The organism is Symbiopectobacterium sp. Eva_TO, from assembly GCF_053848865.1.
This window is the reverse complement of sequence record NZ_JBSPEY010000005.1, coordinates 363,602-389,122: the sequence shown is the minus strand read 5'-3', so window position 1 is coordinate 389,122 and position 25,521 is coordinate 363,602. Positions and strand designations below refer to the sequence as shown.

Annotated in this window: 25 protein-coding genes, 1 tRNA gene and 5 pseudogenes; 26 read left to right on the top strand and 5 right to left on the bottom strand. The window is 49.4% G+C overall.

The window, feature by feature from the left end:
* Positions 1 to 45 precede the first annotated feature (45 nt).
* The gene (locus ACWWJF_RS27480) at positions 46 to 621 is read left to right on the top strand and encodes a lambda exonuclease family protein (protein WP_455871462.1); all 576 of its coding nucleotides are present in this window, start codon (positions 46 to 48) and stop codon (positions 619 to 621) included.
* Between the two features lie 59 nt (positions 622 to 680).
* Here ACWWJF_RS27480 and ACWWJF_RS27475 read toward each other — a convergent pair.
* Positions 681 to 756, bottom strand: a tRNA-Lys gene (locus tag ACWWJF_RS27475).
* Between the two features lie 116 nt (positions 757 to 872).
* Between ACWWJF_RS27475 and ACWWJF_RS27470 the strand changes: the two genes are divergently transcribed.
* The gene (locus tag ACWWJF_RS27470) at positions 873 to 1,919 is read left to right on the top strand and encodes an IS481 family transposase (protein ID WP_455871461.1); all 1,047 of its coding nucleotides are present in this window, start codon (positions 873 to 875) and stop codon (positions 1,917 to 1,919) included.
* A 59-nt stretch (positions 1,920 to 1,978) separates the two neighbouring features.
* Here ACWWJF_RS27470 and ACWWJF_RS27465 read toward each other — a convergent pair whose 3' ends face one another.
* Both ACWWJF_RS27465 and ACWWJF_RS27460 read right to left on the bottom strand, forming a co-directional pair.
* On the bottom strand, positions 1,979 to 2,419 hold the full coding sequence (locus tag ACWWJF_RS27465) for a hypothetical protein (protein ID WP_455871505.1): 441 nt from the start codon (positions 2,417 to 2,419) through the stop codon (positions 1,979 to 1,981).
* Positions 2,420 to 2,888: 469 nt separating this feature from the next.
* Positions 2,889 to 3,812, bottom strand: coding sequence for an IS5 family transposase (locus ACWWJF_RS27460; protein ID WP_455871460.1), 924 nt, complete (start codon positions 3,810 to 3,812; stop codon positions 2,889 to 2,891).
* A gap of 470 nt (positions 3,813 to 4,282) precedes the next feature.
* Here ACWWJF_RS27460 and ACWWJF_RS27455 point away from each other — a divergent pair, with 470 nt between their 5' ends.
* On the top strand, positions 4,283 to 5,035 hold the full coding sequence (locus tag ACWWJF_RS27455; protein ID WP_455871459.1) for a hypothetical protein: 753 nt from the start codon (positions 4,283 to 4,285) through the stop codon (positions 5,033 to 5,035).
* Between the two features lie 177 nt (positions 5,036 to 5,212).
* Here the strand turns inward: ACWWJF_RS27455 and ACWWJF_RS27450 are convergent, their stop codons facing one another.
* Positions 5,213 to 5,398, bottom strand: coding sequence for a hypothetical protein (locus tag ACWWJF_RS27450; RefSeq protein ID WP_455871507.1), 186 nt, complete (start codon positions 5,396 to 5,398; stop codon positions 5,213 to 5,215).
* Positions 5,399 to 5,511: 113 nt separating this feature from the next.
* On the opposite strand from ACWWJF_RS27450, the pseudogene ACWWJF_RS27445 reads away from it, so the two are divergent.
* The 9 genes and pseudogenes from ACWWJF_RS27445 to mscL form a co-directional block, all read left to right on the top strand.
* A pseudogene (locus tag ACWWJF_RS27445) lies at positions 5,512 to 5,817 on the top strand (Rha family transcriptional regulator); the annotation flags it as partial.
* A 289-nt stretch (positions 5,818 to 6,106) separates the two neighbouring features.
* Positions 6,107 to 6,727, top strand: coding sequence for a Rha family transcriptional regulator (locus ACWWJF_RS27440; protein WP_455871458.1), 621 nt, complete (start codon positions 6,107 to 6,109; stop codon positions 6,725 to 6,727).
* 43 nt (positions 6,728 to 6,770) lie between these two features.
* Positions 6,771 to 7,939 (top strand): IS3 family transposase gene (locus tag ACWWJF_RS27435; RefSeq protein ID WP_455871457.1). Its coding sequence is split into 2 segments (ribosomal slippage): positions 6,771 to 7,026 and positions 7,026 to 7,939, totalling 1,170 coding nucleotides; the frame shifts between segments, so codons are not numbered across the junction.
* Positions 7,940 to 8,122: 183 nt separating this feature from the next.
* On the top strand, positions 8,123 to 8,332 hold the full coding sequence (locus ACWWJF_RS27430) for a ParE family toxin-like protein (protein WP_455871456.1): 210 nt from the start codon (positions 8,123 to 8,125) through the stop codon (positions 8,330 to 8,332).
* Positions 8,333 to 8,651: 319 nt separating this feature from the next.
* On the top strand, positions 8,652 to 8,891 hold the full coding sequence (locus ACWWJF_RS27425) for an excisionase (RefSeq protein ID WP_455871455.1): 240 nt from the start codon (positions 8,652 to 8,654) through the stop codon (positions 8,889 to 8,891).
* Positions 8,869 to 9,933, top strand: a complete 1,065-nt coding sequence (locus ACWWJF_RS27420) for a phage integrase Arm DNA-binding domain-containing protein (RefSeq protein WP_455871454.1) — start codon at positions 8,869 to 8,871, stop codon at positions 9,931 to 9,933. The genes ACWWJF_RS27425 and ACWWJF_RS27420 overlap by 23 nt, the downstream gene beginning before the upstream one ends.
* A 123-nt stretch (positions 9,934 to 10,056) precedes the next feature.
* Positions 10,057 to 11,352, top strand: coding sequence for a 16S rRNA (cytosine(967)-C(5))-methyltransferase RsmB (rsmB, locus tag ACWWJF_RS27415; RefSeq protein ID WP_455871504.1), 1,296 nt, complete (start codon positions 10,057 to 10,059; stop codon positions 11,350 to 11,352).
* A gap of 24 nt (positions 11,353 to 11,376) precedes the next feature.
* Positions 11,377 to 12,753 (top strand): Trk system potassium transporter TrkA, encoded by a 1,377-nt coding sequence (gene trkA / locus ACWWJF_RS27410; RefSeq protein ID WP_455871453.1) that lies wholly within the window; start codon positions 11,377 to 11,379, stop codon positions 12,751 to 12,753.
* 119 nt (positions 12,754 to 12,872) lie between these two features.
* On the top strand, positions 12,873 to 13,277 hold the full coding sequence (gene mscL / locus ACWWJF_RS27405; protein WP_455871452.1) for a large-conductance mechanosensitive channel protein MscL: 405 nt from the start codon (positions 12,873 to 12,875) through the stop codon (positions 13,275 to 13,277).
* Positions 13,278 to 13,322: 45 nt separating this feature from the next.
* On the opposite strand, the pseudogene ACWWJF_RS27400 reads toward mscL, so the two are convergent.
* Positions 13,323 to 13,460, bottom strand: a pseudogene (locus ACWWJF_RS27400) (alternative ribosome-rescue factor A); the annotation flags it as partial.
* A 180-nt stretch (positions 13,461 to 13,640) separates the two neighbouring features.
* Between ACWWJF_RS27400 and istA the strand changes: the two are divergent.
* From istA to ACWWJF_RS27330, 14 genes and pseudogenes are all read left to right on the top strand, one after another.
* On the top strand, positions 13,641 to 15,170 hold the full coding sequence (gene istA, locus ACWWJF_RS27395) for an IS21 family transposase (protein ID WP_455868471.1): 1,530 nt from the start codon (positions 13,641 to 13,643) through the stop codon (positions 15,168 to 15,170).
* A gap of 14 nt (positions 15,171 to 15,184) precedes the next feature.
* On the top strand, positions 15,185 to 15,940 hold the full coding sequence (gene istB / locus ACWWJF_RS27390) for an IS21-like element helper ATPase IstB (protein WP_455868472.1): 756 nt from the start codon (positions 15,185 to 15,187) through the stop codon (positions 15,938 to 15,940).
* 98 nt (positions 15,941 to 16,038) lie between these two features.
* Positions 16,039 to 16,224 (top strand): annotated as a pseudogene (locus ACWWJF_RS27385) (glycogen/starch/alpha-glucan phosphorylase); the annotation flags it as partial.
* A gap of 158 nt (positions 16,225 to 16,382) precedes the next feature.
* Positions 16,383 to 17,594, top strand: coding sequence for a tyrosine-type recombinase/integrase (locus ACWWJF_RS27380; RefSeq protein WP_455869188.1), 1,212 nt, complete (start codon positions 16,383 to 16,385; stop codon positions 17,592 to 17,594).
* 50 nt (positions 17,595 to 17,644) lie between these two features.
* Positions 17,645 to 18,055: a helix-turn-helix transcriptional regulator gene (locus tag ACWWJF_RS27375; RefSeq protein ID WP_455869189.1), complete on the top strand. Its 411-nt coding sequence runs from the start codon at positions 17,645 to 17,647 to the stop codon at positions 18,053 to 18,055.
* Positions 18,056 to 18,069: 14 nt separating this feature from the next.
* Entirely contained in the window at positions 18,070 to 19,095 is a 1,026-nt protein-coding gene (locus tag ACWWJF_RS27370; RefSeq protein ID WP_455869190.1) for a hypothetical protein, read from the top strand.
* Positions 19,088 to 19,690 carry an ORF6N domain-containing protein gene (locus ACWWJF_RS27365; protein ID WP_455869191.1) on the top strand — a complete coding sequence of 201 codons (603 nt, stop codon included), beginning with the start codon at positions 19,088 to 19,090 and terminating at the stop codon, positions 19,688 to 19,690. Before ACWWJF_RS27370 ends, ACWWJF_RS27365 begins: the two co-directional genes overlap by 8 nt.
* 183 nt (positions 19,691 to 19,873) lie before the next feature.
* Positions 19,874 to 20,452, top strand: a complete 579-nt coding sequence (locus tag ACWWJF_RS27360; protein ID WP_455869192.1) for a hypothetical protein — start codon at positions 19,874 to 19,876, stop codon at positions 20,450 to 20,452.
* Positions 20,453 to 20,467: 15 nt separating this feature from the next.
* Positions 20,468 to 20,809 (top strand): hypothetical protein, encoded by a 342-nt coding sequence (locus ACWWJF_RS27355; RefSeq protein ID WP_455870998.1) that lies wholly within the window; start codon positions 20,468 to 20,470, stop codon positions 20,807 to 20,809.
* Positions 20,806 to 21,645 (top strand): annotated as a pseudogene (locus ACWWJF_RS27350) (primase-helicase zinc-binding domain-containing protein); the annotation flags it as partial. The gene ACWWJF_RS27355 and the pseudogene ACWWJF_RS27350, both read left to right, overlap by 4 nt.
* Positions 21,646 to 21,807: 162 nt before the next feature.
* A pseudogene (locus tag ACWWJF_RS27345) lies at positions 21,808 to 22,830 on the top strand (helicase RepA family protein); the annotation flags it as partial.
* Between the two features lie 77 nt (positions 22,831 to 22,907).
* Positions 22,908 to 23,123, top strand: a complete 216-nt coding sequence (locus ACWWJF_RS27340) for a hypothetical protein (protein ID WP_455869193.1) — start codon at positions 22,908 to 22,910, stop codon at positions 23,121 to 23,123.
* Entirely contained in the window at positions 23,080 to 23,820 is a 741-nt protein-coding gene (locus ACWWJF_RS27335) for a hypothetical protein (protein ID WP_455869194.1), read from the top strand. Before ACWWJF_RS27340 ends, ACWWJF_RS27335 begins: the two co-directional genes overlap by 44 nt.
* A 497-nt stretch (positions 23,821 to 24,317) precedes the next feature.
* Positions 24,318 to 25,508, top strand: coding sequence for a phage major capsid protein (locus ACWWJF_RS27330; protein ID WP_455869195.1), 1,191 nt, complete (start codon positions 24,318 to 24,320; stop codon positions 25,506 to 25,508).
* Positions 25,509 to 25,521 lie beyond the last annotated feature (13 nt).

The window sequence follows — 25,521 nt, the reverse complement described above, 5'->3', positions numbered from 1 at the left end:
TCAAGGAAAGCATTCCCGTCGATGCAGAATATAGCGAGGTAAATCATGCAACAGCGGAGTGATGAATGGTTTGCCGCCCGGTGCGGCAACGTGACCGCCAGCCGCCAGAACTACATGGCAGAGCTTATATGCCAGCGCCTAACCGGAAAGGTGGAAGAAAGTTACTCAAACGCCGCCATGCAGCGCGGCACTGAACTTGAACCGGTAGCGCGGGAGATGTACCTGCTTAACCAGTTTGACGCAGAAGTGAACGAGGTCGGCTTTATCCTTCACCCTGACATTGCAGGATTTGGCGCATCGCCTGACGGACTGGTAGGGTGCGATGGTCTGATTGAAATCAAGTGCCCCAATACATGGACGCATTTAGAGACCATCAAGACAGGTAAACCAAAACAGCAATACATCCTACAGATGCATGCGCAAATGATGTGTACGGGCAGGAAATGGTGTGATTTTGTCAGCTATGACGACAGGCTACCGCCAGACCTTGCCTATTACCAGTTGAGAATTCATCAGGACGATAAACGGGTTGCTGAAATAGAGGAAGCGTTAACCCAGTTTCTGGCTGAGCTTGAAAGAGAACTTGAGGTTATTAGACATTTGGCCAGGGTAGCAGCATGAGTTCACGTACGTCGTCGGGAAGCTACACAATCAGGTTCCACCTGACCCAAGGGGTAGCATGGTGGGTTGTGCAGGATTCGAACCTGCGACAGATGGATTAAGAGTCCACTGCTCTACCAACTGAGCTAACAACCCTGAGACAAATTAATTGTATTAGTCGCGACTTGATCTGACACTGGACCTTGAAAGGTTGAGAGTTACCGGTTTTGATATGGGTGTCGAATCCTTATACAAAACACGAGGTAACTCTCATGCTTCATACTAACAATCCCATCATCAAACACAAAGTCGGCCTGCTCAATCTCGCCGAAGAACTCGGTAACGTATCAAAAGCCTGTAAAATCATGGGGGTGTCACGCGACACGTTTTATCGCTATCAGGAACTGGCGGCAGAAGGCGGCATTGACGCTCTGGTTAACCAAAACCGCCGGGTTCCCAACCTGAAAAACCGTGCTGATGAAGCCACTGAACGTGCGGTTGTTGATTACGCCATTGAGTTCCCGGCTCATGGCCAGCACCGGACCAGTAATCAGCTGCGTAAAAAAGGCGTCTTCATTTCTGGCAGCGGTGTGCGCTCCATTTGGCAACGACACGATCTGGAAAACTTTCGTAAGCGCCTGAAGGCACTTGAGGAAAAAGTTGCCAGAGAAGGCATCGTACTTACTGATGCTCAAATCGCTGCACTGGAGAAGAAGGCGCACGACGACGAAGCCTGTGGTGAAATAGAGACTGCTCACCCGGGTTATCTGGGGTCGCAGGACACCTTCTACGTGGGTAATCTGAAAGGTGTTGGCCGTATCTACCAGCAGACGTTCGTGGATACGTACTCGAAAGTGGCGCACTGCAAGCTTTACACGAGTAAAGCACCGATCTCTGCCGCCGACCTGCTCAATGATCGCGTGCTGCCGTTCTACGAAGCTCAGGGGCTGCCAATGCTAAGAATACTGACCGACAGGGGGACGGAGTACTGCGGTAAAGTGGAACAACATGACTATCAGCTGTACTTGGCTATCAACGATATAGACCATACGAAAACGAAAGCGATGTCTCCGCAGACAAACGGTATCTGCGAGCGCTTCCATAAAACTATTTTGCAGGATTTTTATCAGGTTGCGTTCCGTAAGACGTTATACGAGGACCTAGAAAGTCTACAAAAGGATCTGGACAACTGGTTGTGGCATTACAATAATGAGCGAACTCATCAGGGTAAAATGTGCTGCGGGCGTACGCCAATGGCCACGTTACTTGATGGTAAACGAGTCTGGGCAGAAAAAAAATTTGAACCAGATTTAATCTGACAGACACCTGTATAAATAACCGGTAACTGTCAGATCAGGTCTGAGCTAATACAAATTAATTAAAGGGCTGTAACGAGAAAAGCTTTCACAACCAGAGAGAGAATACCCAAAATTCCAGCACTCAGCATCCAGCGAATTAACTTCTGCTCTGAGCGGATACCCGCCATTTCAAGCTGTAAATCCTTGCGGACTAATTGCATATCCTTACGAACGTCAGATATCTGCGCCTCGCTCTTCTCGAAGCGATGAGCCATATCATTACGGACATCGGCTATCTCTGCGGACAGGTCCTTACGGACATCGGCTATTTCTGCGGATAAGTCCTTACGGACATCGGCGACATTACGATTTACCTCAGCGATATCAGCCTTGGTAGCCACATCTGCCACCTCATGAGACTTGCGCACAACGAGCGAAATCGCCCTAGCCTGTTCTCTAGAGATGCCAGCAGTTTCAAGCTCTTCTGATGCTTGTAATGTATCAAATGCGACTTGGCCCATGGGAAATCCTCCTGTGTTAAGCCAAGTGTAAGCGATCTGACCGCCAATCTGCAAAATTTTACCCGTTAGCCCTCTGATAACCACATCCGTTTCATTATGGAGGAATCGTTATGTCTAACTTAGTTGTCATTGAAAATACCGTCGTCCGTCAGGATGCTTTCGGACGTTACTGCCTGAGTGATTTACACCGTGCCGCCGTGGCGCAGGGAAAGGCAACCGAATCTCAGTGGCCGTCTGCTTTTACTAAAGTAATATCAGTGAGATAATATATTTACAGTTGTATATCAAATAATGCTTTGAGCATAAGTTAATATCCAGCGCAATCAATGCATTTCCAATCATGTAATACACGATTAATAAGACCTATTTTTCTCAAAATTACAGATTTTATCTTTTACCGTTTCATCACTTTACTGGCTTTGTTGAATAAATCAGAACTTGTAACGACTGTGCCCCATCGGGTCGATTGTTACGTGATGCGAATACTGTTCGGCATTCCTAATAGCGTGATCCGGTTAAGCGCTTTGACCATCGCCATGGCTTCACCCACCTGAGCATCGTAGTCACGCAGACTTAGATGACCACCCAGAAGCGTTTTGAACCGGAACATGGCCGTTTCAGCCACTGAGCGTCGGTGATAGCCCACTTTCTTTTTCCAGGTATCGTTGCTGCCGCTCAGGCGCTGATTTGCAACAGCGTGGTTACGCTCCTGGTAGTGGTCCGGCCAATATTGCGCCCCCCTTCGCGGCGGGATAAGCGGCCTTATTTTCTTCCTCAGCAGAGCATCATGGCAGTAACCTGTATCGTAAACGCCGTCAGCCGATGCCTCTCTGATTTTCCGGTGGGTCTGGTTTATCAGTGCCGGTAGAGCCTGGGCATCAGTCGTACCACTGAGCGACAAATCCGCACAGATAATCTCATGCGTCGCACTGTCTACTGCCAGATGCAGCTTATGCCACACCCTGCGTCTGTCGGCACCATGCTGCCGGACTTTCCATTCGCCTTCGCCAAAGACCTTCAGGCCGGTTCCATCAATGACCAGATGTGAGATTTCACCACGGGTTGGCGTTTTTATGCTGATGTTCACTGTCTTTGCTCGCTTGCTGAGCAGCGAATAGTCTGGACAATGCAGCGACAATTTAGTCAGTTTAAAAATCGAGTCAACAAAACCCTGTAAAGCCCTCAATGAAAGGCCAAACACGCGTTTCATCATCAGGACTGTGGTGATGGCCATATCTGAGTAGTGGAGCGGTCGTCCACGCCGTTCAGTAGTCGTTTTTTCCGTCCATGCAGCAATGGCTGATTCATCTAGCCATACGGTTAGAGAACCGCGCTGCTTGAGGGCATTGTTATAGGAGGGCCAGTTAGTGATTTTAAAATTTTGTTTTGCCATGGAGACCTGATGTTGAAACAACTATGGTGATCTGATCCGATGATTAACCAAACTTTCTATTTATTCAACAAAGCCCACTTTACTATATTGATACGAATTAAGATTATTCGTTATGTTTTAAATTTATACACTCGCCTTGAATGATATATTTTTGATAAAAAACAAAAAAAACAAAGATCAATAAATCCGATCGAAATGATCGAATTTATTTTATTTACCTTTTTGTTTGGGTTGAGTAAGTTCCTTTCAGCAAATGCAAGGTTCTATTAGAGCTGAACCATTTAGGCATTTTGCTTATTGTGAATGTTAACTTGGCATGCAAGGAGGTAATAACGAACTATTTACGCATACATAAACACATTATTAATGTGCAGCATTTGTTATCCGATAATGATGACATCCAGAACATCTGGATGAGTTTCTCTGGGCTAATGCTGTAATCAATACAGGTTTAATTACAAGGTGATAAAATGAGAGTTAATAGTTATAAAGAAACACTGACTACTGTTTCCTTGCTGAGTTTGACATTATCTTCTTTTAATGCATTGGCTGGAGATAATGCTAATTTAACCATCAAGGGAAAATATCTTCCAACCACTTGCCACGTATCTTTTGATAATCCAGTCATTGATTTAGGTAACGTTTTTACAGAAGCGCATGAGACAAAAATAAGTGGCTCGACTTTTCTTGGACGAAAATTGAATAAAGACGTAGCTGTATACCCTAACGAAAAAAAAGCCACATTAACTATCACTTGTAATAGCTTGGCTTCTGCCGGATTTAAAGTTACCGATAATTACAAAAGTTTTGCACCCTGGAATCTTATTGGTACAGATATAGCGGGACAGGACCTGTCCAATTCATTTGGCTTTAAACCATTATCAGGACTCAACTCAGGCGCTAAAATTGGAGGGTATTTTTTTGAGTTCAAAAATGCAACCAGTGCAGATGATAGTCGCACATATACAAGCGGCATCACACTTAGTGACGCCAAAACCAGCACACTTGACTGGATAAAAAGACGCCTTATAGGAAGCTCTGATTTATCTAAATATTGGACATATACTTCTAAAAGTGGGACTCCAGGACTCACAGATAAAGCAAAAACCTTTACTGTTGATGTCATACCAAAACCGTATTTTTATTATGATGAAACACAAAGAGACTTCACAGACGAAATTACCTTTGAAGGTTCAAGTACCTTCACTATTTTCTACATTTAATACAATCTGCTAATTATTAATATTAAGGCAGCAAGCTCTCGCTGCCTTATTTAAAAAGACGAAAATTTACGTTCATATCGTAGGGATCTCATAAATGAAAAATAAACATGGCATCATGCTGTCTTTCATAATAATAGCATTTACGCCACTTCTCGCAGTGGCAGGTCATCTTAAGCTTCATACCTCCTCAGTCATTATTGAAGCGGATGCAGGAGAAAATGCCTTCCCCGTCAAAAATGAGTCATCTTCGCCTCTAATATGGCTGACATTAACCGCCTCTGCGGCCTTAACGTATGTGTAGCCGTGGTCGACAACCAGCTTTGCGGCTTCGAGCTTAAATTCCGCCGTAAAATGTTTACCCATGAGGTCACCTGTCGTGTTGATGAGGTGAGCATATCACCTCCGCTCAGGTGGCCAGTATCAGTGTGCCACTACAATTGGAGGTCATCATGACCCTTCAGCAATCCCTTACTACACCCAAAGTAACTATCCATAACGGTAAAGCTGTTACCACATCTAAAGATGTTGCTGATTACTTTGATAAGCGCCACGAACGCGTTCTGGACAAGATTCGCAACTTAGATTGCTCCCCAGGATTCACTGAACACAATTTTGTGTCAAGTGAATATACCGACAGTACAGGCCGAAAACTCCCGATGTATACCATGACTAAAGACGGTTTCGTCTTCCTCGTCATGGGTTTCACAGGCAAAAAGGCAGCAGCGTTCAAGGAAGCTTACATAGCGGAGTTTAACCGCATGGAGGCCAGATTATCTTCCGCTGTTCAGCCAGCGCCAACCCGCCACAAAACTCCTGATTGCCGCTACCGGGTACAAGTCACCATCTGGGATGACCTGCTTGGCGGCAAGCTTGCATTCGTCGGAAAAGCCAACTCATTCCGTTCTATCGCAGCGGGGATCGCAACGGATCTGGGTTACAGGCCCACGAGCTTTGTCGAAATTCCCGACGCGCTAGAAAAACTCAGCGCCAGACGCATTCACTAATCACTAATCCCGCCCCGGTATCGTGCCGGGGTTCCATTAATCACATTGACTTGTGAGAGGTTTACTCATGCAAAATTTAACCATTGCACAAGCATTAACCATGTCCAGCCGCGAGATTGCGGAGCTGACAGAAAAGCGCCATCCAGATGTAAAACGCGACATTGAACGAATGATTTTTGACCTACAGGGAGATGTGAGCAAATTTGCGCACATCAATCTGGACTCCATGAATCGCCAGCAGACTGAGTATCTTCTCGACCGTGACCATACCGAATGCTTGCTTACCGGCTATAGCGCTGTTCACCGTATGCGCGTTATCAAACACTGGCATGACCTCGAAAAACTGGCAAGCCAACCAGCATTGCCGGAAAACTACATCTCAGCTTTGGAGGCCCTGCTGGAATCGAAAAAGAGTGAAGCTGCATTGGTACTGGTCAACAAAGAACAGGAGGCCGAAATCCACGACCTCAAGAGCTTGTTCAAGGAGGGCATGACCCCTACCCAGTTCTGCAAAATGCTCAACGGTGTTAACACCCAGAAAGTGAACCAGTGGTTAGCAGAGCGTCATTGGCTCTACAACGAAAGCAAATCTGGCATCCGTTGGCGCGCCACGTCGTACTCTCGCGACAAATACCTGACTGAGCACCAGCATCTGATTTGTAGTGGCACACTGATACTGGCCACCTGAGCGGAGGTGATATGCTCACCTCATCAACACGACAGGTGACCTCATGGGTAAACATTTTACGGCGGAATTTAAGCTCGAAGCCGCAAAGCTGGTTGTCGACCACGGCTACACATACGTTAAGGCCGCAGAGGCGGTTAATGTCAGCCATTCTGCCATTAGTCGCTGGGTCAATAAGCTTCGCCTTGAACGACAGGGAAAAACGCCAACGGGACTTCCTCTTACCCCTGAACAGCTCGAGCTGCGTGAGATGAAGAAAAAAGTCCAATGCCTTGAAATGGAGAACGAAATCCTAAAAAAGGCTACGGCGCTCTTAATGTCGGACTCACTCAACGGTTCACGGTAGTCGACAGGCTGAGGGCGCGATACCCGGTCACGGCGTTGTGCCAAACTTTTGAGGTACATCGCAGCAGCTACAGGCACTGGCAGGCTTCCGCTAATGAACCCGACGGTGAGCGCGTGGTTAAGTGTAGCCGCGTCATGGAAGCCTGGAACGCCAGCGGCGGCTCTGCCGGCGCTCGAAGTATCGCGACCATCGTCACCGGCAGCTCCGGTGTCAACATGGGGCGCTGGCTGGCTGGCAAGCTGATGAAGGAGCTGGGTATCGCCAGCTGCCAGCGACCGGCTCACAAATACAAACGCGGCGGCAATGAACACGTTGAAATACCGAACTATCTCAACCGCCAGTTCGCGGTTACCGCGCCGGATCAGGTCTGGTGCCGCGATGTGACCTACATCTGGACGGGCAAATGCTGGGCTTACCTTGCGGTGGTGCTAGATCTGTTCGCCCGCAAACCGGTGGGCTGGGCCATGTCGACGTCGCCGGACTCGGCGCTGACAGTTAAAGCGTTGCAGATGGCCTGGGAACTCCGGGGACAACCAACAGGAGTCATGTTCCACAGCGACCAGGGCAGCCACTATACCAGCCGTCAATACCGGCAAGCCCTGTGGCGCTGCCGGATAAAGCAGAGTATGAGTCGGCGGGGTAACTGCTGGGATAATGCGCCAATGGAGCGGTTCTTCCGCAGCCTGAAGACAGAATGGGTGCCGACAAAGGGTTACAACAGCTTCAGCGAAGCCCAGGACGCGATTATCCGCTACATCACGGGGTATTACAGCGCTATCCGGCCTCACTGGTATAACGGCGGCTTAACTCCAAACGAATCTGAGCGACTGTTCTACATACAGTCTAATGCGGTGGCCAATATTAGTTGACCACTACAGATTAGCGTTCATGGGTCCGATGACTTCATTAAGCACCAGCCGGTACTCCTTCGCAAAGGCGCTGAGCGCATCTATGACTTATACCGTCGTGGCAAAGTGCCCATGAAACTCAACTGGAACGGCGATTTTACCCACCAGAAGCACGTCAGCCTTGCATCGTAAGAGGAGCTACGAATGAAACCTAAAATACCTAACAGGATAAGAGAGCGTGAGAAGCGATTTAAGCGCTTATACCGTGAAGGACTTATCCATGCAAGACGCATCCAACGAAGCGGTTATTTATCAATACGACTCTCCCTCTACTGGCGCATGTTATCCAAAGATAACGGCCTGAGTTGGAAGACCATGAGCCATGCAAAATACGACACCCAAATAACAATCTAAAAACAGGAGCACCCATGAATTATGCATTCGCGGGTCATGCTGCCCTCATGGGGAGCTATCACCCGCAAGAAACCCACTTGGATAAATGGGTTCAATGGCTGAGAAGCGGATACAGAAGGCTTATCGGTATCCCCGGGCAGCAAGGCAAACCTCCACGACCTGTTCCAGCCCGTTAATCAAGGCGGTTGCACGGCAGCCTGAAATCACCTTCACCAGCACACCCTGTCGGCAACCTTCACTGTACCGTTTCTGAGATTCACAAATTCCCCCTGCCACCATGACAAATGGCGCAGCGGCTTAATTTTAGCAGAGGTAAATAATGGCATACATCACCTTATCCGAGTGGAATCGGCGGCAACCCCGTCCGCGTTGTATGGAAACCGTCAGGCGACTGGTCAGGAGCGGAATGATTTTCCCCGCACCGATACGAGATGGGCGCGAGTATCTGGTTGAGGAAAATGCCTGCAAGCTCACCCAGAACAAAAACCTTCGCTCATCAAGTTACCTTCATCCCGCCCTGTTATCGAGGATAAGACATGGCACGCCGGAGAAGCCATAAGAACCGCGATTTGCCGCCAAACCTGCAACCGCGCAATGGCGGCTATTTTTGCTACCGTGACCCACGCACAGGAAAAGAATATGGCCTGGGCCGCCATCGACAGGAGGCCATTACGCAAGCCATCGCTGCCAATATGGCAATTTATGGCTCATCAAAACAATCACCGCTCGTTGACCGCATCAACGGCACACAGGTGACTACAGTGAGTGAATGGACTGAACGCTATCTGACGATACTCGACGGCAGAAAACTCAAGCCGAAAACGATGAGCGAGCATAAGACATATTTGAAAGCTATCAATGAACATATGGGCGAGTTTTCTATTCAGCAAGTGCAAACAAAAGATGTTGCCACCTTTCTGAATAAGTGGGTCAAAGCTGGAAAAACAACGATGGCGAATAAATTAAGGAAGGAGGTTATTGACTTATTTCGTGAGGCCATTGCAGATGGGGTTATATCGCACAATCCTGCCGAAGCTACCCGAAACCAACGTGTAGAGATTCAGCGGGAGCGCATAACCCTTGATGAATGGAAAATTATCCGTAAGGCAGCGGAGAAATTACCTGCATGGGCTGGCCCCTCTCTTGACCTTGCTTTGGTCACAGGACAACGTTTAGGTGACATACAGGCGCTACGTTGGGAGGATTTCAAAGACGGACGACTTTACATCAAGCAAGAGAAAACGGGCGTGATGTTAGCTATCTCCGAAAAAACCAGGCTTGAATGCCTGAATATTTCTCTTTCTGATGTGCTGAGGCAGTTTAAAACATTAAATCATGGTGCTTCCCATATTGTAGCTGATGAAAAACATAGTATGTTTGCCAGGAAAACAATTTCCGAAGCGTTCATGAAGGCCCGCTGTGCTTCTGGATTAACCTGGAATGGCACTGCTCCTTCCTTTCACGAAATCAGAAGCTTGGCAGCACGCTTGTATACCGAGGAAAAAGGGAAAGATTATGCTCAAAAACTGTTAGGTCACAAGTCATCAGAGATGACAGATAAGTACCGAGATGTAAGAGGTGCGGAATGGACAGAAATATGATTATTTCGATCGAATTTCGACTAATTTCGATTGATTAACAATAACGTATTGAGTTTAAATATGAAAAATTTACCGCGTCTGCTGTTATGGCAGGCGCGCTACCGTTTCAGACAATCACTATCCATGAAAACAACATACAATCTGCGCGCCATCGCCGCGAACGTTATCGGCCAGGTGCTCGATAAAGGCCAGTCGCTAAGTTCACTACTGCCACAGTATCAGCGTGATATCTCAGAAAAGGATCGTGCCCTGTTGCAAGAGCTGTGCTTCGGCGTATTACGCGTGTTGCTACAGTTAGAGTGGATAATTCAGCAGTTGATGGCAAAAACGCTGACCGGGAAGCAGCGCACGTTGCACTACCTGATCATGGTGGGCATCTATCAACTCGCTCACACGCGCATCCCGGCCCATGCCGCGCTGTCTGAAACGGTTAACGGTGCTATTGCACTCAAGCGCCCACAGCTCAAAGGGTTGATTAACGGCGTACTGCGCCAATTCCAACGCCAGCAGGCCGAGCTGGATGAACGCGCGGCTAACCATGCGTCGCGTTTCGCTCACCCCGAGTGGCTGTTAGCGCGCCTCAAGAAAGCCTATCCGCAGCAGTGGCAGCAGATTGTTGAGGCCAACAACCAGCGTCCCCCGATGTGGCTGCGCGTCAACCGTTTGCACCACACACGGGAACACTATTTGGCACTGCTGACTGAAGCCGGTATCGCCGCTCAGCCACATCCTGAACAGGACGAAGCCATCATGCTGAACGAGCCTTGTGCCGTAAGCCTGCTGCCCGGCTTCGCGCAAGGCTGGGTTACCGTGCAGGATGTCTCTGCACAAGGTTGCGTGCGCTGGTTAGCGCCGCAGGACAATGAACATATTCTCGATCTGTGTGCTGCACCGGGTGGGAAAACCACCCATATTCTGGAAGCAGCGCCTCACGCTAAGGTATTGGCGGTCGATGTGGACCCACAGCGGCTCGCTCGGGTAAAAGAGAATCTGCAACGCCTTAATCTTCACGCAGACGTGAGGCAAGGCGATGGGCGCGAGCCTGCGGCCTGGTGTGGTGAGCAACAGTTTGATCGTATTCTGCTCGATGCCCCCTGCTCCGCTACCGGCGTGATTCGCCGTCATCCTGATATCAAGTGGCTGCGGCGCGACAGCGATATCGCCGAACTGGCACTGTTGCAGCAGGAGATTCTGGAGGATATCTGGCCACGGCTGAAAGCAGGCGGCACGTTAGTTTATGCCACCTGCTCGATCTTACCGGAAGAGAATCAGCAGCAAATGCGGGCCTTTCTGACACGCCATGCGGATGCCGAACTGGTGGAAACGGGCAATGCGCAACACCCTGGTTTGCAAAAGTTACCGGCGGCAGAGGATGGCGATGGGTTCTTTTATGCTAAGTTGGTTAAGAGCATTGGCTGATAGCAACGGCAACGGGCACAGATCATGAAAATCATTATTCTTGGTGCAGGTCAGGTGGGCGGTACGCTGGCAGAAACGCTCTCCGGAGAAAACAACGACATCACTGTCGTTGATACTGACACCGCCCGACTGCGGCAGTTGCAGGATAAATTCGATTTGCGCGTCGTTGCTGGCTACGCCTCCCACCCGCGCGTTCTGCGTGAAGCTGGCGCCGAAGATGCAGACATGCTGGTTGCCGTCACGAACTCGGATGAAACCAATATGGTGGCCTGCCAGGTCGCCTACTCGCTGTTTAATACGCCAAATCGCATCGCACGTATTCGCTCCGCAGAATACGTGCGCGCCGGTGAGCAACTGTTTCAGGCAGAAGCGGTGCCTATCGACCATTTGATCTCACCAGAACAGTTGGTCATCGACAATATCTACAAGCTGATCGAGTATCCCGGCGCGCTACAGGTAGTGAACTTCGCCGAAGGGAAAGTGAGTATCGCCGCAGTGAATGCTTACTACGGTGGTCCGCTGATCGGTAATGCGCTCTCCGCGCTGCGTGAGCATATGCCGCACATCGAAACCCGCGTAGCCGCGATCTTTCGCCACGACAAGCCGATCCGCCCGCAGGGTTCAACCATTATCGAAGCGGGCGATGAAGTGTTCTTTGTTGCCGCTTCCCAGCACATTCGCGCCGTAATGAGCGAACTCCAGCGCTTGGAAAAGCCCTACAAGCGCATCATGATTGTCGGCGGTGGTAACGTCGGCGCGGGGTTGGCGCATAAGCTGGAAAAAGACTACAGCGTTAAACTGATCGAAAAGAACGAAGAGCGTGCGATCGCCCTGGCTGAACTGCTGCAAGACACTATTGTGTTTCACGGCGACGCTTCCGATCAGGAGTTGCTGGCACAGGAGCATGTCGAACAAATCGATGTGTTTATTGCCATTACCAACGACGATGAAGCGAACATCATGTCCGCCATGCTGGCCAAACGCATGGGGGCAAAAAAAGCCATGGTACTGATCCAACGACGCGCCTATGTCGATCTGGTCCAAGGCAGCGTTATCGATGTTGCCATTTCACCACAGCAAGCAACGATTTCCGCACTGCTCGGCCATGTGCGTAAAGCGGATATTGTCAGCGTCTCATCATTACGACGCGGCGTGGCGGAAGCCATTGAGGCCATTGCTCACGGGGATGAAGGCACGTCAAAAGTGGTTGGCCGAATGATTGAAGATATCAAATTGCCGCCAGGCACTTTGATCGGTGCGATTGTGCGCGGTGATGATGTCATTATCGCCAATGACAATATGAAGATAGAACAAGGGGATCATGTGATCATGTTCCTGACGGACAAAAAGTTTGTCCCTGAAGTGGAACGCCTGTTCCAACCCAGCCCGTTCTTCTTGTAACAACGCTAAGCCTGCCGCCTTAGGCGGCACTTTCCTTTCAGTTTCACTGATTATCACTGCTGGCAATTATGTAACGCTGTGTTAAAATTTAGATGTTCATTTTATCAAGGAGTTGGATCATGAGTATGCTAAAAGAGTTTCGCGAATTCGCGATGCGCGGCAACGTGGTAGATTTGGCGGTGGGTGTCATTATCGGCGCAGCATTTGGCAAGATCGTCTCCTCGCTCGTGGCTGATATCATTATGCCGCCACTGGGGTTACTGCTGGGCGGCATCGATTTCAAACATTTCGAACTGGTGCTTCGCGACGCGCAGGGGGATATTCCTGCCGTGGTGCTGCGCTACGGCCTCTTCCTGCAAAATATTTTTGATTTTGTCATCGTCGCGTTCGCCATTTTTATGGCAATCAAAGTGATGAATAATCTGCGCCGTAAAGAAGAGAAAGCACCGGCAAAACCGAGCGCTGAAGCGACGCTGTTAACAGAGATTCGCGATTTGCTAAAAGATCAGCAGCCGAAAGCGTAGCGCCGTTCAACGAAATCCTGTACAGCCATAAAGTGAGAGGCCTTTACCCTGTTTGCCTTTGCGACAGTAGCTGCCTTTACCTTTCTTGTTCTTCTCAACGCGTTGTCGGAACAAGGGGTCATGCAACAATGCTTCCAGCGCATTGTCTTGGATCTTGCCTTTCTTGTGCTGATAAGTGCATATTCGCATCGTGATCGATCAGTGATTCGCATGACAATCGATCACGATTTCGCATCTAAGGTCGATCACTGATTCGCGTCGTATCGATCACTCCGGGACTTAACTCTTCTAACCTCCTCTCCGTTCGCAGTTTCTACTGAAATGGAGATAACGATGGCCAGAAAGAGAAAAAGCAGGAGTCCCATGGAGACTTGTCTTCAGATCTTCAAACTCAAATTTGAGTGCAACCAGTCTAATCGCACCATCGCCGCTGCTCTTAGGGTCAGCCCTTCCACAGTTTATGAGGTGCTCTCCCGTTTTACCGCCGCATCGCTGTCGTGGCCATTGCCTGATGCGCTCTTGCCAGAAAAACTGGAAAAGATGCTGTTCCCCACCCGCAGAATGCGCACCTCGGAGCTTATCGCGCCAGACTGGCTGTATATCGATACCGAGCTAAGACGGCCAGGGGTTACCAGGCAGCTGTTGTGGATAGAATACAGCACCGAAACCGGAGAAATGGCGCTGGGCTACTCTCAGTTCTGCCGTTGTTATCGCCAATGGAAGAAATGCCAGAAACGCTCGATGCGCCAGACCCACCGTGCCGGTGAGAAGCTGTTCATCGACTTCTGCGGGCCCACGGTGCCGGTATCCGACCCCGATACGGGAAATGTGCGCCGGGTCGCCATCTTCGTCGCTGTCATGGGAGCGTCAAATTATACCTATGCAGAAGCCTGCCCCGGTCAGGACATGATGAGCTGGCTGAATGCTAACAGCCACTGCCTGACCTTCCTCGGCGGCGTTCCAGCCCTGCTGGTACCCGATAATCTGCGTAGCGCGGTGAGCAAAGCAGATCGCTACGAGCCGGTCATCAACGACAGCTATCAGTCTTTGGCCTCGCATTACAGCACGGTAGTGATGCCAGCCAGACCCTACAAACCGAAAGACAAGGCCAAAGTGGAAAACGGCGTCCTGCTGGTCGAAAGGTGGCTCCTGGCGCGAATACGCAATGAAACCTTCCATACGATGCATGCGCTCAACGTCAGGCTCAGTGAGCTGATGACCGAGCTGAATAACCGGCCAATGAAAGGTTATGGGGGCCAGAGCCGAGCGCAGCGCTTTGCGCTGCTCGATGCGCCGTGCCTGCAGCCGTTGCCAGCCATGCCCTATGAATACACCGAATACCGTGCGGTGAAGGTCGCTCCTGACTATCACGTCGAATACGACCGCCACTGGTACTCCGTTCCCCATGAGCTGGTTGGTGAAAGGCTGTCGGTAAAAGCGGGTCAGACGTTGGTCCAGGTCTGGCATAAGGGCCGCTGCGTGGCTCAGCACCCTCGCAGCGATCGGCAGTACAGCCACAGCACGAATCCGGCACACATGCCGGTCAATCACCGCGGGCACAGCAGCTGGACACCTGAAAAGCTGCTGGATAATGCCGCGAGAACCGGCAAGGCGACCCGGCAGGTGGTGGAAGCGATGCTAAACGCGAAGAATCATCCTGAGCAGGCTTATCGGGCTGTTCTCGGCCTACTGTCGCTCCAGAAAAAATACGGTGCCGAACGGCTGGAAAAAGCCTGTGACAAGGCCTGCGGGCTGAACCATCCGGAAAGGCGTTTTATCGAGAATCTGCTGCGTCACAACAGGGAGGGCATCGGAGAAACAGTTAAAGGAAATAGAGAGTTACAGCTTCCACTGGAGCACGAGAATCTGCGTGGTCCAAAATATTACCACTGAAAAAGGGAGTCGTTATGACTGATGACCTGCTAACCAAACTTAGAACGCTGAAGCTGTCGGCAATGGCCGATGGCATGATACGCCAGCGTGAGGCACCTGGTACATACAATGAGCTGGGGTTCGCAGAACGCCTGGGGTTACTTGTCGAAGAAGAGCTACTGAATCGTGAAAACAGCCGTGTTGGGCGGTTGAGAAAGCAGGCACGGTTGCGCCACGGTGCAACCCCTGAGGGTATGTACTATCCGGTCTCCCGAGGGTTAAAGGCCGAACAGATGCGCGAGCTTCTGAACGGGCATTACATCACCCACAGCAAGAATATCCTGATAACAGGGCCAACTGGCAGCGGAAAAAGCTGGGTAGGTTGTGCCCTGGGCGAGCAGGCGTGCCGGCAAAAGAGAAGCGTTCAATACTGGCGCATGGGTCGGCTGCTGGATCAGCTTGAGCAGGGCCGACTGGACGGCAGCTGGCTTAAACAACTGAAACAGCTTCAAAAAATAGAGTTTCTTATCTTGGACGACCTTGGTCTTGAAGTTATCACAACGCGGCAATGCAATGACTTGCTGGAAATAACGGAAGAGCGATATGGGCAAACCAGCACGATCCTTATCAGCCAGTTGCCGGTGGAGCAATGGTACGGAGTGATGGAAAACCCGACGGCGGCAGATGCCTTCCTGGATCGGCTGATCCACAACTCTCACAGAGTGGAGCTTCAGGGAGAATCATTAAGGAAAAATAGCCTGGCAGTGGAAAGCGCAGAAGAAACACGCTAAAACGATAAAAAAGTTAGGTTCCCGGGTGATCGATTACGATGCGAAAACGTGATCGACCTTAGATGCGAATCGATGATCGATCGCATGCGAATACGCATTACGCCGATGACAGTGCGTTTCGGGCGCGTTATCGCGCCATCAAGCAGCAAAATAAAGAAAATCTGACAAACTGGGTAAGCCAGAATCTGGGGATAAAACTGGACCCTCACGCCCTGTTTGACGTGCAGATCAAACGCTTGCATGAGTACAAACGCCAGCACCTGAATTTGCTCCATAGAATTTCATTTATCGTTCACAACCCTTCAATCTCCTTCAGCTTTCTCACATAAATATCATGATTAATAAGATTTTTTAAGATTTAACCTTTCATTCTTATTTCCTTTTATTCACCTTCTTACAGTAAAATGTGTATAAACTTTCGCGTAAAACATTGAGGTGTGTAGTGGGCGGAGATCTGAACAAACTGTCTGACAAGCGGCTTAAAAATCTGATGGGGACGACTCGTGATAAGCCTGAGTTCTTTGCTGATGGAGCAGGCCTTAGCGTGAGAGTGTCACCAGTCGGCGGCATTAGCTGGACATTCACCTATCGCAACAATGGGGTACTTCAGCGCGTGACGTTGGGACGCTATCCCGATATGAGTCTGAAGAAGGCGAGGGAGAAGCGCGACGAGTGCCGGACATGGCTATCTGATGGCAAAGACCCCAAGCGCCAGCTTAAGCTCAAGAAACAGGAATCGCTAAAACCTGTAACAGTTAAGGATGCAATTGAGTATTGGGAAAAGCATTATGCTATGGGTAGAGTGAGTAGCATTGATGGCAAGATGCAACAATTAAAAAAGCATATTTATCCCTATATCGGTAACATGGCGTTATCCGACTGTGAAACTCGTTATTGGTTAGAGTGTTTTGACCGTATAAATCATATGCCTGTAACTGCCGGAGCAGTATTTCAGTTAAGCAAACAAGTGTTAAAATTTTGCCGTGTTCGTCGATATGCCATAAGTAATGCGCTAGATGACTTAACCATAGGGGATGTTGGAAAAACATCAGGAAAAAGAGACAGGGTGTTAACTGATACAGAAATCGGGCAATTATGGAAGTTCATAAACAATGATAACGACCTTCTCCCTTACTATTCTGAATGGATAAAGATATTAATTGTTTTTGGCTGTCGAAGCGGAGAGGCTAGATTATCCCGTTGGGATGAATGGGATTTAGATAACGGGTTATGGACTGTTCCTAAAGAGCATAGCAAAACTGAGACGCCTATAATTAGACCTATACCCGAAAAGATACGACCATGTATTGAGATATTGCGCGCCCATAATTTACGAACCGGGTATTTACTTGGCGAACTTAAGAAGAATTCTACAGTAGCCGAAATGGGTTCAAGAATATCCAAGAAACTTAAACATGATGAACACTGGACAGCGCACGACCTGCGCCGGACGCTGGCAACCAAACTCAATGATATGGGTGTGGCTCCGCATGTGGTAGAGCAGCTTCTAGGCCATGCTATGCCGGGAGTCATGGGTATTTATAACCGGAGTCAGTACCTGCCGGAGAAACTGGGCGCGCTAAATCGGTGGATGGACAGACTTGATGAACTGGCAGAAAAGAGTGTGCTACCGGATGGATTAATTAAACGGTAGCCAAACGTAATTTTATTTATTGAAAATATTTCCATGTCAAAAATAAATGGATGGAAATAGAGAGAAATAAATCTGAATGTCCTATTCCAGTGTGGAGAAGAATAACCGCTTCTCCGCCCTGTTTACTTTCTTATCTAACTCTGAAAACATACTTAAAAATACTGAAGCATGGAGATGATAGCGTGGCTCATAAATACGTTTACCCCACGGATGAAGAACGCCGAAAGTTGCTTAATTCCGTCAACGAACCCTACGAACGTTTTATTCGTGAAGATGAAAGGCATAAGCTTACCGCGATAGGAAAAATCAGTGCTTGGAAATGGGAACAGGAAGGACGATTTCCCAAACGTATTAAACTTGGCGCAACCTCGAATGCGTGGCGCTTGAGCGAAGTGTTGCACTGGATGCAAGATCCGCCTGTCAGGGATTTAAGCAAAAACAAGCAATCTACCGCTAATTAAAATAAGGTCTAACCATGTTAACGATAATTTCCGGTAATAACCGGAACGGGTATCCCTGCGCCTTAAATAAAGTGGGCGATATATTCCAGTGCGGCATTCCTCCGATTGAAACGGAGGGATTAGCAGACTTGGGATATGCCAGCCAGAAAGAAGCCTTCTCCTTGGCTGGCTCATTGAGCTTAATATTTAGTTTAGCCAAAGTGAGGAAGTGTAATTTTATCAAGTGGTTAAATGATGATTACGTCTTCCATTTGAGCTCGCCAAAATCGGCGAGTGCAAAATCTCGCCACCACCAGATCCCCATGCCGGAGGTCACAGTGACCTCTAGCAATACAATCAATGGCTTAGCATACACTCATATGGTGGGGGTATGTGCAGATAACCTACTGAATAACAAAGCATATTCAGGATTTGTGCAGACGACAGGCAAAGAAAAAGGGCCCCGTCAGGCCCTTCGAGTCATGCAGTTGATTACTTGTGAGGAATCGAAGGAATTATACCAAAATTCGCACTTGCAAGCTACTGGCAATCTGTCCTATAGTCGTAGCGTTGCCCCTAAATGGGCAGCCGGGTTTGACATCCTGAATACAGAAGCGGACATAAGCCGCTTCAAACAGCGGTTTTTTTGCGTCCGAAGCCTGCGTTGCGCCCCTATAATGGTGGGACGTAACGGGGGAGCCTTCGGGCTCGCTGGTTTCTTCTGTGCCGGTATGTCAACCCCGATACGTCTCGCCACCTCGTTTGACATCGAGGCGGTGAGGTTGCAAAACCTTACAGAAGAGGCCACCGCTATGGTTGCTACCACCCAAACTCGCCCCGAGTTTATTGATATCTACTGGATTATCCCCGAATACTCAACTGTGCCCTACGGCAAAGTGTCGTTTACCCGTCAAGATCGCCGCACCTTCATCGCCCTGTTCAAAGACAGCCGCCTGATATGGGCTGGTCGTCAACCTGTGCAAGGAAGGGTCAAAATCACCCCACCTTCAACCTCAACCATAACGGAAATCGTTACAGTTCAGGAGGTGGCACATGTCTAACTTCGTTGCCATCCAGAACACCGCTATGCCGGTAGTCGAGTACCAAGGTAAGCGCGTCGTCACCTTCGCCATGATTGATAAGGCTCATGGGCGCAAGAAGGGAGCCGCGAAACGGACATTCAACCGCAATAAATCCCGCTTTGTTGAGGGAAAAGACTTCTTCGAGCTCACTTGGGGTCTTAAAGACCCCGAGTCGCTGAAAGGTGTATTTCCGCCTCGCACACCGAAGGGGATCCTCATTACAGAACCCGGTTATTTATTACTGGTGAAACCTTTCGGTGATGACCTCTCTTGGGATGTACAGCGCCAGATGGTAGATGCCTACTTCCGCCGCAACACCTTAGGCGAACTCCGCCACGTAGAGATCCCCAGCCTCGAAGAGTTGCGCGAGATGCCACCGGAGAAAGCCCAGCACATCGTTGCCAAGGCCGAGAAAGAATCTTCCTTCGGTCACGGTAAGCCCGGAAGTGCTGCCATGACATTACGCCGCAAGGAATTAAAGCAGATACGTCCGGCAATCAGGACATTAATTGACCTGCATCAGATATCTATCTGTGATTTGGGCGACTTTGCCAAGGAGGTGGCACATGCGTAACGCTCCTATCCCTCTCGATACCGCCGCATACCGGGCAAGTGCGGCATGTTCACTGTATGAAGTCATTCTTGATAAGGCTAATGATGAGAAAGTATCTCCGGTTCTTATCGACTTACTCAGTATAGCTTGTGACCTCAACTGTGAAGTTAGCCGCACGTTGGCTGCTGTGATGGAGGATGCCGCATGAGCCGCTATCACGTCGAGAATACCCCGGACGGTATCAACATCTCGCAACACACCGCTGAGCGCCTGTACGAGCATGTAGACCTCATCCCCTACGCCGATGCCATGACGCGCCTTGACGCTGGTGAGTGGGATGACGACCTAGATTTTGCACTGACCATCGCCGTGAAGTGGGGAGAGTCGGGTTACGACTATACAAGTGAGGATGCGCTACTGATGTGGCGCTGGCTGATTGCCTACGCCTTCAACCGTGAGCAACGCGAAGCCAATGGCACCGTTACCGTTGAATGGCGTCCGGGCGAGTTCAAGGAATGTGCGGTTTATCAGGGCGAGTATGGCGCGATTAACCTGTATCTGGCGGCTGAGCGTTTCGCGATGGCTAACAACATCGAAGGGGCGCTGATTGAAAAATACGGCTCTGAACAGGGAATGATGAACGCCATCCGGTTCTATGCCTCCATGCGTGGTGAAAACGGTGGCCTCTCCGATATGGGGCGTGAGGTGCTATCCGAGTTGCATGATGGCTTCATTCAGCAAATCAACAAATCCGGGATGCCGGAAGCGCCAACCGCACACTGAGGGGGAAATATGGCACTGGTAACAAAAAACTTCCGCCTTAATGCGCTGGCTAACCAGTATGCGGCGGCGGTGTATGCCGCGATAAAAAAAGAGAACGGTGGCGACTGGTTTACCGTGAGCGCCGGCGGGCAGGACATCCTCGTTGACATTATCGGCGGTGTGTCCGGGGTGCGTGACCTGATAGACGCTTACGGATTGAGCGCCTTGAAACTTAATTATCACCGCTGGGAGCCTCTCGCTATTGACCTGCTTAAGCGCTGCATCAAGGGCAAGCGGCTGACCGCTTACGGGCGCGAACTCTGGGAGAGCATGAAAAAAGACATGGGCGCAAGCATCGCAGGGAGGGCGTTGGTATGACCACTTTTGTCGATGATATCCGCCTCAAGGCCAACGGGCATTGGGAAGCCATCTTGCAGCGCCTCGACATTTCCACCCATTCCAAGGAGGGCGAATGCCCTCACTGTGGTGGCAATACCCGTTATCGCTTTGACGACAAGGAAGGGAGAGGCACTTACTTTTGCTCACACTGTGGGGCGGGTACAGGGCTGGATTTAGTGATGAAGGTCAAGAAATGCACTGCACCCGAGGCTGCCACAATGGTGGCTGAGGTGATGGCAATACCACTGCCGGAGAAGAAGCCAGCCAAAGAGAAGCCTCTGCGCCCGATAGCTGAACGGGTGGCGGCTTTGATGAAAGCTACCCATATGGGCGAGTCCGTCTATCTCAACAATAAGGGGCTGCAAGGCCCCCATCCGCTACTCAAGGATGGTTCGCTGCTGCTGGTACTGCGCACGATGGCGGGTACGGTAACCGGCGCTCAGACCATACGGCCCACTGGAGAGAAACGCCTGCTCGCGGGCACAAAAAAGAAAGGGGCCTTTATTCCCGTCGGTGATATCCCCGACAACCCCGATTCCGTGGTGATTGCCGAGGGCTATGCCACTGCGTTGAGTCTCGATGTGGTGGGCGCTGAGGTCATACTGGCAGCCATTGATGCGGGGAATTTGCTATCCGTCGCTCAGGCGGTGCGAGAGCGCTTGCCCCAAACGCCGATCATTATCGCTGGAGATAACGATGTGACCCCGGAGGGTGAGAACGTGGGCAAGCTCGCCGCCGAGGAAGCCGCACGTGCCGCTTCTTGCCTGTTTGCCGTGCCGCCAACTGACCATAAGGCCGACTGGAACGATTACCGCCAGCAGAACGGCGTAGAGGCGCTACAGCGGGCTTTTGTGGCAAGTACCGTAGTTCCGGTAATCAAAATAATGAATCACGTTGAGGATAAAAAAATGAAAAATGAATATGGCAATGTGCAGACTCTCGGACAGGTACACGATAACGTTAAGGTTATTCATCCTGAACGTAAAACGAGGTTGCCAATGAGCGTAGGATCTGCCGGATTTGATACCCAGCTTGATTATGTGGTTAAGGGACTTATTCCCGCCCATTCATTATGCAGTATTTACGGGCCTAGCGGCTCTTATAAGAGCTTTCTTGCTGGTTCATGGGCCTGTCATGTCGCAACGGGTAAAGATTGGGGAGAACACCGTGTCGCGCATGGGGCTGTAATGTATGTAGTTGGTGAAGGTGGTATTGGTGTACCTCGTCGCATTAAAGCATGGGAAATCGTACATGGTCAGGAGGCTAATAATCTTTACCTCGTAAATACGCCGATATTCCCCGCCGCACCGATGGAAATCAAGGAAATGGCGATTGCAGCCAAACAGGTAGAGGCTGAAACCGGCAAACCTGTTCGCTTGATTATTCTCGACACCCTAGCACGTTGCTTTGGTGGCTCTGATGAGAACGATGCTAAAGATATGGGCGCTTTTGTTCGCGGTTGCGATGAGCTTAAAAAACAAACGGGTGCAACAATTCTGGTTATTCACCATTCCGGCAAGGATGAGTCGAAAGGTGCGCGGGGTTCAAGTGCTTTCCGCGCTGCGCTGGATGCTGAATTTAAAATCAGCCGTGAGGGGAAAGGAGACGCCTTAATCATTGACTGCACCAAGATGAAGGACGCAGAGGAGCCAGAGGCCAAGGCTTATGACCTGCGCGTAGTCGAGCTATTCACCGATAGCGACGGCGAGCTTGTGACCTCTCTAACCGTGATTGATAAGCCGCGTGAGCCGAAGGAGGAAGATCCATTATCAGGTACGGTTAGCAACAAGACAGATAACCATACGGCACTATGGCAATGCATACGCTCAAGAACGTCACTTAAAGATCCATGCACGGCAGCCTTAGTGCGCGACGACATGAAAGCAATGGGAATAGATATTAAGCATTTCCGTCGCTGGCTTACAAAACTCGAAAATGAGGGATTGGTACGTGTGGAAGGTGACGATTTACACCCTGTCATTAAAAAAGACCAGAGCTAAAAAAGTGGGTAAAAAAGTGGGTAGCTGTGGGTAGATTTAACATTTAATTAACAAATTTACCCACTTTTCTCGCCTATATGTGGAAAAAGTGGGTAATTTATAAGGTATTGATTTTAATTGTTTTTTATGGGCCAAAAAGTCAGTGGGTAAAAAAGTGGGTAATCGAAAAAGTGGGTAAAAAAGTGGGTAGTAGGTGGGTAGAGCAGCTCTATCGCTATAAGCAGTTTACAGATAAAAGGAGAGTAGAAAATGTTAATGCGTTACCCGGAACAGGCCCAATCAATGAGCCATAGAGAAAGAGAGGCTCTCAAGAGTTTTGTCCTACATTGCGAATGCAGAGGGGATATTGATAGCCTTTCCCGTACACTGGTGATGATTGCTCATTGGTTCCGGCAGGGGCATAAGATTGGATTCAATGAATATGCGTCACAATGGACAGAAGCACAAAAAAACAGGACAGATGGCAATGCTTCAACCGAGGCTATGAGGAAGCAATGGCCATTCAGCGGTAAACGTTGCATCGGGGAAGGAATGTCAGGCTATTATCCTCAAGGTATTGAGCGTGATACAAAGGATATTGAAATTGAAGTTAGACATGCGATAACTCAAATTAGGGCTAATTATTATCATGCTGGATACGATGGGTTATTGGCGCATGAATGCTGGCATGAACATGAGAACCCTTGCACACCATTCTTTATTAAGCAAGTTAGTTGCTGTATCGAATGGTTAAAAGATACGGGTTTATACCACGCCAAAGTGACGAGAATAGCCTGTAAAGAACATTCGTCGTACTGGTTTAAGCATGTAGTCGAGCAATACTATGAAGAAAAAAATGAAATATCTTGCTACATAACCAATATGGCCTTCATTGTTGCCATGATGATAGCTGGGTATGACTTCAAACCTGCCAATAAACGTAATGCTGTATTTAATATTGACTGGAAAGCCGTTTACGGTGTGGTAGATAAATCGAAAGTAAAAACTTAATGATGTTTGCACTTCAGCTAAGCCAATACGCCAGCCAAAGGAAAAGCCTCTTCTCTGGCTGGCCTACCCAGCTTACAGACGACGCCGGGATACATGATTGAGCACCTCACTAACAGGAGATACGGACAACGCTCATCAAGCGGCTACAGGCTGCTGAGGGTTTTGTTGAAGGCTGTCTTGCGATGGCTAATATCACCCTTGAAATGGATAAATCCGTACAAAAGGAAAATATTTACGAGCGCTGACGATAAAAATAATTGCCTCTAGATAAATAAATACTTTTCATATTCGTTCGTGGCCGTTTATTTTCGTTCACTTTAAAGAAGAGCATCAGTGATTATATTTATTTCTGCATTCTACAGGTGTAAAATATTTCCTGTTCAGACATAACTAAGTTCTTGCAATACTTTTTGTGGTAGCGGCGGTTATCCTTCACACAGTAACCGCTGCGCTTTTTTATGGTGTTGCAGGTTTATTCCCAAACAGACAGAGATGCCATGAAAAAATTAATTGAATTACGCCAGCAAAAAACGGCTATTGCTGAACAGATGCGAACCCTATTAACGCAATCTGAACAGGAAAAACGCAGCCTGAATGACGAAGAAGCGAAACAGTTTGATGAATTACGTTCACAGGCTGATTCCCTGAATACCGATATTGCCCGCTATGAAGCCATTGTCGAGGAAACACGCGCCAAGACTGATATCACTACCCCGGTGAGCCAGCCGCTTACCAACGCAGAATTACGCCACTACGTGATGACCGGCGATACTCGTTCATTATCAACCAGTACGCCAGCCGATGGTGGCTATACGGTTATTCCTGAACTCGACAAACAGATTATGCGCCGCCTGATGGATAACTCCGAGATGCGTCAGATTTGTACGGTCAAGCGGGTTCACAGCAACGAATATAAAAAACTCGTGTCCGTTGGAGGCGCAGCGGTAACTCACGGAGAAGAAGGTAAGAAACGTGACGAAACTGCGTCTCCGAAGCTGGAAGAGGTTAGCATCAAGCTCTTCCCAATCTATGCCTACCCCAAGACCACGCAGGAAATTCTTGATTTTAGCGATGTCGATATTCTCTCTTGGCTGACTGAGGAAATCGCCGACACCTTTACCGAGACCGAAGAAACAGATTTGGTTACGGGTGATGGCGACAAAAAAGCCAAGGGATTTCTGGCCTATACCCGTGAAGCCAAGAACGATAAAGAGCGGGCTTTCGGCAAGCTGGAAAAGCTGGTCACTGCCGGCGCTGCACCAACGGCTGACGAGTTAATCGACCTGATATTCAAGCTGAAGAAGCAATACCGCAAAAATGCCGTATGGGTAATGAATTCCAATACCGCCGCGACGCTGCAAAAGCTGAAAAACAGCAACGGCGATTACATTTGGCGCGACCGGATGCAGGCAGGCGACCCGGATATGTTGTTAGGTCATCCCGTGCATTACCTTGAGTACATGCCGGATGCGGCAGCGGGCAAGGCGGTATTGGCGGTAGGCGACTTCAAGCGCGGCTATACCATCGTTGACCACGAGACCGGCACCCGTACCCGTCCAGATGCGATCACCGAGCCGAACTTCTTCAAGCTGCATACCAGCAAGTACCTCGGCGGCGGGCTGGTTGACTCCAACGCTATCAAAGTGCTGGAAATCAAAGCGGCAGGAAGCGGCGGAACGGGTGGTTAAGGGTGACTCACTC

What these genes read in the sequence shown, in the direction of transcription:
- ACWWJF_RS27480 (WP_455871462.1), top strand. Translation starts at nt 46, where the DNA reads ATGCAACAGCGGAGTGATGAATGGTTTGCCGCCCGGTGCGGCAACGTG.
- ACWWJF_RS27470 (WP_455871461.1), top strand. Translation starts at nt 873, where the DNA reads ATGCTTCATACTAACAATCCCATCATCAAACACAAAGTCGGCCTGCTC.
- ACWWJF_RS27465 (WP_455871505.1), bottom strand. Translation starts at nt 2,419, where the DNA reads ATGGGCCAAGTCGCATTTGATACATTACAAGCATCAGAAGAGCTTGAA.
- ACWWJF_RS27460 (WP_455871460.1), bottom strand. Translation starts at nt 3,812, where the DNA reads ATGGCAAAACAAAATTTTAAAATCACTAACTGGCCCTCCTATAACAAT.
- ACWWJF_RS27455 (WP_455871459.1), top strand. Translation starts at nt 4,283, where the DNA reads ATGAGAGTTAATAGTTATAAAGAAACACTGACTACTGTTTCCTTGCTG.
- ACWWJF_RS27450 (WP_455871507.1), bottom strand. Translation starts at nt 5,398, where the DNA reads ATGGGTAAACATTTTACGGCGGAATTTAAGCTCGAAGCCGCAAAGCTG.
- ACWWJF_RS27440 (WP_455871458.1), top strand. Translation starts at nt 6,107, where the DNA reads ATGCAAAATTTAACCATTGCACAAGCATTAACCATGTCCAGCCGCGAG.
- ACWWJF_RS27430 (WP_455871456.1), top strand. Translation starts at nt 8,123, where the DNA reads ATGAAACCTAAAATACCTAACAGGATAAGAGAGCGTGAGAAGCGATTT.
- ACWWJF_RS27425 (WP_455871455.1), top strand. Translation starts at nt 8,652, where the DNA reads ATGGCATACATCACCTTATCCGAGTGGAATCGGCGGCAACCCCGTCCG.
- ACWWJF_RS27420 (WP_455871454.1), top strand. Translation starts at nt 8,869, where the DNA reads ATGGCACGCCGGAGAAGCCATAAGAACCGCGATTTGCCGCCAAACCTG.
- rsmB (WP_455871504.1), top strand. Translation starts at nt 10,057, where the DNA reads ATGAAAACAACATACAATCTGCGCGCCATCGCCGCGAACGTTATCGGC.
- trkA (WP_455871453.1), top strand. Translation starts at nt 11,377, where the DNA reads ATGAAAATCATTATTCTTGGTGCAGGTCAGGTGGGCGGTACGCTGGCA.
- mscL (WP_455871452.1), top strand. Translation starts at nt 12,873, where the DNA reads ATGAGTATGCTAAAAGAGTTTCGCGAATTCGCGATGCGCGGCAACGTG.
- istA (WP_455868471.1), top strand. Translation starts at nt 13,641, where the DNA reads ATGGAGACTTGTCTTCAGATCTTCAAACTCAAATTTGAGTGCAACCAG.
- istB (WP_455868472.1), top strand. Translation starts at nt 15,185, where the DNA reads ATGACTGATGACCTGCTAACCAAACTTAGAACGCTGAAGCTGTCGGCA.
- ACWWJF_RS27375 (WP_455869189.1), top strand. Translation starts at nt 17,645, where the DNA reads ATGGAAATAGAGAGAAATAAATCTGAATGTCCTATTCCAGTGTGGAGA.
- ACWWJF_RS27370 (WP_455869190.1), top strand. Translation starts at nt 18,070, where the DNA reads ATGTTAACGATAATTTCCGGTAATAACCGGAACGGGTATCCCTGCGCC.
- ACWWJF_RS27365 (WP_455869191.1), top strand. Translation starts at nt 19,088, where the DNA reads ATGTCTAACTTCGTTGCCATCCAGAACACCGCTATGCCGGTAGTCGAG.
- ACWWJF_RS27360 (WP_455869192.1), top strand. Translation starts at nt 19,874, where the DNA reads ATGAGCCGCTATCACGTCGAGAATACCCCGGACGGTATCAACATCTCG.
- ACWWJF_RS27340 (WP_455869193.1), top strand. Translation starts at nt 22,908, where the DNA reads ATGTGGAAAAAGTGGGTAATTTATAAGGTATTGATTTTAATTGTTTTT.
- ACWWJF_RS27335 (WP_455869194.1), top strand. Translation starts at nt 23,080, where the DNA reads ATGTTAATGCGTTACCCGGAACAGGCCCAATCAATGAGCCATAGAGAA.
- ACWWJF_RS27330 (WP_455869195.1), top strand. Translation starts at nt 24,318, where the DNA reads ATGAAAAAATTAATTGAATTACGCCAGCAAAAAACGGCTATTGCTGAA.